This is a genomic window from Kitasatospora putterlickiae, assembly GCF_039527695.1.
GTDB lineage: Bacteria > Actinomycetota > Actinomycetes > Streptomycetales > Streptomycetaceae > Kitasatospora > Kitasatospora putterlickiae.
The window spans coordinates 1-7109 of the sequence record NZ_BAAAKJ010000145.1 but is presented as its reverse complement, the minus strand read 5'-3'; the positions used below and the strand labels follow the sequence as shown (position 1 = coordinate 7109).

The window sequence follows — 7109 nt, the reverse complement described above, 5'->3', positions numbered from 1 at the left end:
AGCAGCGCTGTCAGCCCGGGATGCCTCAGGTCCGGTCGGTGCACCAGGCTCACCAGGCTGAGCGGCACCGGCTCGACCAGCGGCACGTTCACCGAACCCGGCAGCGTCGGACCGCCGACGGTGGTCAGCATCGGCTCGCCGTGCCGGGCGAGGTAGCGGGCCGTCTCGTCCACCCCCACCGGCGGGACCCGCGGCGGCGCCGGGGTCAGCCCGTGCTCGCGCAGCAGCCGCAGGCCGAGGTCGGCCCACTCGGTGGTGGCCGGATTGCCCGCGCAGACGTCCACCGGATGACCGGCCAGTTCGGCCAACCGCAGGACCGGCCGCCCGGCGAGCGGGTGGCCGGCCGTCATCATCACCGACATCGGCTCCACCCTGACCGGCCGCTGGGCGAGCCGGTCGCGCACCCCGGCGGGCAGCCCGGCGAAGCGGCCGAACGAGGCGTCCAGGCGGTGGGCGAGCAGTTCCCCGGCGGCGGCCGCCAGACCGCCGTGGAAACGGGCCAGGATCTCCCCCTCCGGCCAGGCGGCGCGGGCCCGTCGGAGCAGCCGGTGGCCGGCGAGGTCCGGTCCGGTGACGTCGCTGTTGAGGTCGAGCAGCAGCGGACGGTGCGCGGCGCCGGCCAGGATCTCGTCGTGCAGCGCCAGCAGCCGGCGCGCCCTGGGCAGCAAGCCGTGCCCGGCGGCGGTGAGTTCGACGCTGCGGGTGGTCCGGGTGAACAGCGCGTCGCCGAGCAGCCGTTCCAGCGTCCGGACATCCCGGCTGAGCGCCTGCTGAGCCACGTGCAGCCGCTCGGCGGCCCGCCCGAAGTGCAGGGTCTCGGCGGTCGCGACGAAACCGCGGAGCAGGCGGGGATGCAGGTCACGGGGCATGGCGGCAGGCTAGCAACGCGCCCTGGCGGGGCGGCCCGAGGCCATTGACACCATGCTGTTGTCGATGCGGCGGAACAGGTGTTGGACCGCGCGCGGCCGGCGGCCCGAGGCTGAGGACCTTCCCTCCCCCGCTTCCCGTGGAGTCCCGTGCTCGCCCCCTACCGCCGCCTGTTCGCCCGGCCCGGCACCACCGCCTTCACCCTCGCCGGGCTGCTCGGCCGGCTCTCGCTGTCGATGACCGGCGTCTCGCTGGTGGTGCTGATCGCCGAACGGCGCGGCTCGTACGCGCTGGCCGGCACCGTCGCGGCGGCCGGCCTGGCCACCGGGGCGATCGGCATGCCGCTGATCGGGCGGCTGGTCGACCGGTTCGGACAGTCCCGGGTCACCGTCCCCGCGGTGCTCTACTGCGCGGTGCCGTTCTCCGGACTGCTGCTCTGCGTCCGCGCGGGAGCCCCCGACTGGACGCTGTACGTCTGCTGGGCGGCCGGCGCTGCGACGCCGAACCTCGGCGGCATGGCCCGGGCCCGCTGGGCGCACCTGTTCCGGGACGAGCCGGACGAACTGCACCTCGCCAACTCCTTCGAACAGGTGCTGGACGAGCTCTGCTTCATGGCCGGCCCGGTGCTCGGCATGGTGCTGTGCACGACGATCGCGCCGGAGGCCGGGATGCTCACCGCCGGCGGGCTCGGCACCGTCGGCGCGCTGCTCTTCGCGGCCCAGCGCCGCACCGAACCGCCGGTCGCCGACCGCCCGGCCGCCGGACGCCACGGCTCGCCGCTGCGGATGCCGGGGCTTCGGGTGCTGACGCTGACCTTCCTCAGCACCGGCATGATCTTCGGCGCGCTCGACCTGACCACCGTCGCCTACGCGGACGCGCTGGGGAACCGGCCGGTCGCGGGCGGACTGCTGGCCCTGGTGGCGGCCGGGTCCTGCGCGGCCGGGCTGGTGTTCGGCACGCTGCGGCCGGGCGGACCGGCGGGCGTCCGCTTCCTGCGGGGCGTCGCGGCGATGGCGGGGCTGCTGCTCCTGCCGCTGGCGGCCGGGCTCGGCGGTGCCGGGCTCGCACTGCTCGGGGCCGCGCTGTTCGTGGCCGGGACGGGGACCGCGCCCACCATGGTCACCGGGATGACGCTGCTCCAGGAACTGCTGCCGCAGCGACAGTTGAACGAGGGCATGGCGATCGCGGTGTCCGGCATCGTGGTCGGCATCTCGGGCGGCTCGGCGCTGGCCGGCACGCTCGCCGACCACGCGGGGCCCGGCGCGGGCTACTGGGTACCGGCGGGGGCGGCGGCGCTGGCCCTGCTGATCGCCCTCGTGGGCCGCCGCCACCTGGACGTTCCGGCGAACGCTTCCGAAGGCCTCGGTGTCAGTGGGGCGCGCTAGCGTTCGGGTCATGGCGGAGGCGAGCACCATCACGTACGTCCGTGGCGATGCCACGGCGCCCCTGGGCAGGGGGGTGAAGGTGATCGCGCACGTCTGCGATGACCTCGCCCCGAGCCGAAGGGGCGCGCCGGTGCCGTAAGGGAGAAGGGTCAAGCCGCCGACGAAGGAGGTGGCGCCGCGCCCGCCGACCGTCGGCACCGGGTCGGAGCGCCCCGGAGGCGAGCGGGCGGACAACCGTGGATGGGGGAAGGGGTTCGTGGTCGCGGTCTCCCAGCGCTGGGCCGAGCCGGAGGCCGCGTACCGGCGGTGGCACCGGGAGCGGGCGTCGAACGACTTCGGGCTGGGCGCCGTGCAGATGGTGCGGGTCGGGGAGTACCTCTGGGTGGCCAACATGGTCGGCCAGCGGGGCATCCGCACGGGCCGCTCGTCCGGGCCGCCGGTGCGCTACGAGGCGATCGACGCCGCACTCGCGACGCTGGGCGGGCACGCGCTCGGCCTGGGCGCGTCCGTGCACATGCCGCGGATCGGGTGCGGGCTGGCGGGCGGGCGCTGGGCCTCGGTGGAGCCGCTGGTGACGGCCCGGCTGACCGATCGGGGGGTGCCGGTGACGGTCTACGACCAGTGACGGGCGAGATCCGAGGCCGGCCAGGTGTACTCGTACTCCGGCAGCACGTGGCCGCCGGGGAACTCGCCCTCGCGCACGGCGGTGCGGTGGGCGCCCTCGCGCTCGTAGAAGGCGACCGCCCGGGTGTTGGCCTGCAGCACCTCCAGGTACAGGTCGGTCCCGGGGTGGCGGCGGGCCGTGTGAACGCGGGCGGCGTCCAGGAGCCTCCGGCCGATGCCGCCGCCGGTCAGTCCGGGGCGGACGTGCAGGTTGTCGAGCAGGATCCGGCCGTCCCAGTGCGGGACGAGGTAGGCGAAACCGACGAGCTCGGCACCCTGTTCGGCGACCAGCAGTTCGGGGGTCGTCTCCGGGCCGCCGTAGTCGGCGGCGAGCCGCAGTTCCCAGATCTCGCGCCGCTGGGCGGCCAGCCCGTCGCCGAGGGCCTCGTCGGGGACGATGCCGGCGTACGCGGTGCGCCAGCTGGCGGCGTGCAGGTCGGCGACGGCCTCGGCGTCTCGGGCGGTGCCCTGCCGTATCACGGTGATCACGGATCCAGCATCTCATCCATCCACGCACACTTGAACGCGTTCAGTTCATGACTTAGAGTCAGGCCATGCCTTTGAACGCGTTCGAAATCACCGCGAGGACGGCGTCGGCACCGGATGCGGAGGGGACGTCCGGTGCCGTACGCGCCGACACCGCCTGGGACTGACCCGGGCTAGGCTCGGGGCCGTGGACGACCTGGCAGCGACGAACGGCACGAGCGCGACGAACGGCGCCGATGACACAAACGGGGGCACCGGCGCCGGAAGCCCCGCCGAGGCGCGCGGCAGCCGCGCTCAGCCCAAGACCGACAAGAGCGAGCAGACCCGGGCCCTGATCCTGGAGACCGCGATGCGGCTCTTCCAGGAGCGCGGCTACGAGAAGACCACCATGCGCGCCATCGCCACCGAAGCGGGCGTCTCGGTCGGGAACGCCTACTACTACTTCTCGGCCAAGGAATTCCTGATCCAGGGGTTCTACGACCGCATGACGTACGACCACGCGGCGGACGCCAGGCGCCGCATGGCGCACACCCGGGACTTCTCCGAGCGACTGGAGATCGCGCTGGTCTCCTGGCTCGACACGGCGGCCCCGTACCACGAGTTCGCGGCGCAGTTCTTCCGCACCGCCGCCGACCCGAACAGTTCGCTGAGCCCGTTCTCCAACGAGTCCCACCCGGCCAGGGCGACGGCGGTCGAGCTGTTCCGCGAGGTGCTGCAGGGCTCCGAGCTGGCGCCCAAGCTGGACGCCGAACTGGTCGAGCTGCTGCCCGACGTGCTCTGGCTGCACCTGATGGTCGTGGTGCTCTACTGGGTCTTCGACCGGACCGAGGACACCGAGCGGACCCGGGAGTTCGTCCGCCGGTCGACCCCCATGGCGGCCCGGGTGATCAACCTCTCCCGCTACCGGGTGTTCCGGCCGATCGTCCGCGACGCCAAGGGCCTCATCCAGGACTTCATCCTGCCCACCATCGGCAAGACCGCCGTGAAGTAGCGCCCGCCGCGGCGGCCACCCCCGGCCGCGCCGACCGGGGGTGACGGCGGATCAGAAGCCGTCGATGTTCCAGGCCAGCAGCGGTGTGCGCAGCAGCAGGTCCGCGGCGGCCGCCGCGCCCGGACGCAGCTCGGTGACCAGGCCGGCCACCGCGAGCCTGGGCAGCGTCTCGCCGGCCAGGTAGAGCGCGCCGAGCGCCGAGGCGTCCAGCGCCAGATCGGCCTCGTCGGTGGTCCGCGCGCAGCGGCCGGTGCCGTCTGCGGCGACCTCGATCGCCCAGCGGCCCGCGGCGTAGCCGTCCCGGTCCTCGACGTCCAGCACCACGCGGCCGGGCGCGCCGTACGTCCGGGCGTTGAACGCGGCCTCGACGTCCAGCACCCGCAGCCACATGAAGTCGGCGTTCTCGGCGTGCGGGGTGGCGGCGCGCGGCTCGTTCAGCAGCATCGGCAGCGGGTCGTCCGGGCCGACGTTCTCGACCGTGACCTTGCGCACCCAGTCGACCGAGAACAGGTAGCGCCACAGCGCGGTGGCCGTGGGCCGGTCGAGCGCGACGAGGTCATGGACGGTGAGCGTGCAGTTCGGGTAGGAGCCGTCCCAGGTGTCGTCAACCTTGTAGACGGCCAGGCCGGTCGGGGTGCCCTCGGCGTCCCGGTGGACGGCGGCGAAGGGCTCCTTCCAGTCGAAGCCGGGGACCTCGATCTCGCCGGTGTGGCGCTGCCAGGTCAGCTCGTCGCGGTCGATCGCGCCGGGCTGGGTGACCCGCCAGCGGTCGAACAGCTCGGGGCCGATCTTGCGCAGTTCCTCCATGCTCACCAGGTCGATCCGCCCGCCGGGCACGGTGGGCAGATCGGCCCGCAGGCCGCCGGCGCGGAGCAGGTCGATGTTCCAGCCGTGGCCGCGGGTGGCGGGGCCGAAGCCGTAGCGGCCGTAGATGTTGTACTCGGCGGCGACCAGGATGGCGACGGCGGCGCCGCGCTCCCGGGCGGCCGCGAGGTCGCCGGTCATCATCCGGCGGAGCAGGCCGCGCCGCCGGTGGGTGGCGGTCACGGTGACGGCGGTGATCGCGTCGGCCTTCACCACGGCGCCGCCGGGAACGGTCAGTTCGGCGTCGAAGCTGCGGAAGGTGGCGACGATCCGGTCGCCGTCGAACGCCCCGATCATCCGGCCCGGCTCCCACTGGCGGCGGCGGAACTCCGTCGCCCGGCCGACGTGCGAGCGCAGGAAGCCGACGGCGAGCGCCCGGTCCCACTCCTCGACCTCGTCCTCGCCGACCGCCCGGATCTGGATCCCGTCGACGGTCTCGCCCTGCTCCTTCACACGGCCGCTGCCCGGATCACGGGGACCGCCGTTCGTCTCATTGCCCATTCGCTCACCGTACGGCGGGATTTCGGCGAGGTCATCCGATTTATTCCAGGCACCGGGGGCGGTGCCCGCACCCGGTTTTCCGCCCATGGTGAAGACCGGCCCGGACCGGCCCGGACCGCACTACAGTCCGTCCCATGACGACGGTCACCACACGCACGGTCGCCTATCCGGCCGACGGACTGACGATGATCGGACACCTCGCGATCCCGGCCGGAACCGGTCGCGGACCCGCGGTCCTGCTCGGGCCCGAGGGGGCGGGCGTGAACGACGTCCACCGCCACCGGGCCGACGCCCTCGCCGAACTGGGCTACGTGGCCCTGGCCTTCGACCTCCACGGCGACGGGCGCTGGTTCACCGACCCCGAGGAGATGCTGGCGCGCGCGATGCCCCTGCTCGCCGACCCCGACCGGCTGCGGGACATCGGCCGGGCGGCGCTCGACGTGCTGCTCGACGAGCCCCGGACCGACCCCGGCCGGATCGCCGCCATCGGCTACGGCACCGGGGGCGCGGTCGCGCTGGAACTCGGGCGCGCCGGCGTCGACCTGCGGGCGATCGGCACGGTCAACGCCCTGACCACCGGCCGGCCGGGCGAGGCGGCGCACATCCGCTGCCCGGTGTGGGCCGGGGTCGGGTCGGAGGACCCGATCATGCCGGCCGGGCAACGGGACGCGTTCGCCGCCGAGATGCAGGCCGCGGGCGTCGACTGGCGCCTGGTGGTCTACGGCGGGGCCCAGCACGCCTTCCACCACCCGCCGGTCGACCACGCCGTGGTCCCGGGCGTCGCCCACCACCCGCGACACGCGGAACGGGCCTGGCGCGACGTCGTCGGCCTGCTCGCCGAGTGCCTGCCGGTGACCGGGTGAGCGGACGCCCGGCCGGGGTCAGGGTCGGGCGTAGAAGTCCGGGGTGCCCATGATCCAGAGGCTGGCCTGCTTGATCGGCATGCCGGCCCGGGGGGCCTCGATCATCTGGTCGTCCCCGATGTAGAGGCCGACGTGGTGGATGTCGGCGGCGCGGCCGGTGGTGCTCCAGAAGACCAGGTCGCCGGGGCGGAGCTGGCGGTAGCTGACCGGGGTGGACTGGGCGTACTGGTCGGCGGCGAAGTGGTTGAGGCGCTTGCCGCCCTGACGCCAGGCCATCATGGTCAGCCCGGAGCAGTCGTAGCCGCCGGGGCCCTCGCCGCCCCAGACGTAGGGCAGTCCGATCTTGGTGCGGGCGAAGGCGATGGCCTCCGCCGCGCCCTCGGCCGTCCAGGGGCGCGGCGGCGGGGGCGCGGGGGTGGCGGCGGGCGGGGCGGCTTTCACAGCGGCGGCCCGCTCGGCGGCTTCGGCGGCGCGTTCGGCGGCCGCCCG

Annotated in this window: 8 protein-coding genes; 4 read left to right on the top strand and 4 right to left on the bottom strand. The window is 74.3% G+C overall.

The genetic code is table 11. From position 1 onward, the window contains the following. Positions 1-869: LysR family transcriptional regulator (locus ABD308_RS15235; RefSeq protein WP_344333835.1), on the bottom strand; the 869-nt coding region annotated here is incomplete at its 3' end. A gap of 147 nt (positions 870-1016) precedes the next feature. On the opposite strand from ABD308_RS15235, the gene ABD308_RS15230 reads away from it, so the two are divergent. Together ABD308_RS15230 and ABD308_RS15220 are read left to right on the top strand one after the other, a co-directional pair. After that, positions 1017-2252 carry an MFS transporter gene (locus ABD308_RS15230; protein WP_344333833.1) on the top strand — a complete coding sequence of 412 codons (1236 nt, stop codon included), beginning with the start codon at positions 1017-1019 and terminating at the stop codon, positions 2250-2252. Between the two features lie 256 nt (positions 2253-2508). After that, positions 2509-2877, top strand: coding sequence for a macro domain-containing protein (locus ABD308_RS15220; protein WP_344333831.1), 369 nt, complete (start codon positions 2509-2511; stop codon positions 2875-2877). On the opposite strand, the gene ABD308_RS15215 is transcribed toward ABD308_RS15220, so the two are convergent. After that, entirely contained in the window at positions 2865-3404 is a 540-nt protein-coding gene (locus ABD308_RS15215) for a GNAT family N-acetyltransferase (RefSeq protein WP_344333829.1), read from the bottom strand. The two genes, ABD308_RS15220 and ABD308_RS15215, sit on opposite strands and share 13 nt — an antisense overlap. A 184-nt stretch (positions 3405-3588) precedes the next feature. Between ABD308_RS15215 and ABD308_RS15210 the strand changes: the two genes are divergently transcribed. After that, positions 3589-4392 carry a TetR/AcrR family transcriptional regulator gene (locus tag ABD308_RS15210; RefSeq protein WP_344333828.1) on the top strand — a complete coding sequence of 268 codons (804 nt, stop codon included), beginning with the start codon at positions 3589-3591 and terminating at the stop codon, positions 4390-4392. Between the two features lie 51 nt (positions 4393-4443). Here ABD308_RS15210 and ABD308_RS15205 read toward each other — a convergent pair whose 3' ends face one another. Then, complete coding sequence (locus ABD308_RS15205; protein ID WP_344333826.1) at positions 4444-5757, bottom strand: GNAT family N-acetyltransferase; 1314 nt, start codon at positions 5755-5757, stop codon at positions 4444-4446. A gap of 134 nt (positions 5758-5891) precedes the next feature. Here ABD308_RS15205 and ABD308_RS15200 point away from each other — a divergent pair, with 134 nt between their 5' ends. Further along, a complete protein-coding gene (locus ABD308_RS15200) occupies positions 5892-6620 on the top strand; it encodes a dienelactone hydrolase family protein (RefSeq protein WP_344333824.1) in 729 nt (242 codons plus the stop codon). 18 nt (positions 6621-6638) lie between these two features. Here ABD308_RS15200 and ABD308_RS15195 read toward each other — a convergent pair. Next, the coding region (locus ABD308_RS15195) for a C40 family peptidase (protein ID WP_344333823.1) at positions 6639-7109 on the bottom strand (471 nt) is incomplete at its 5' end.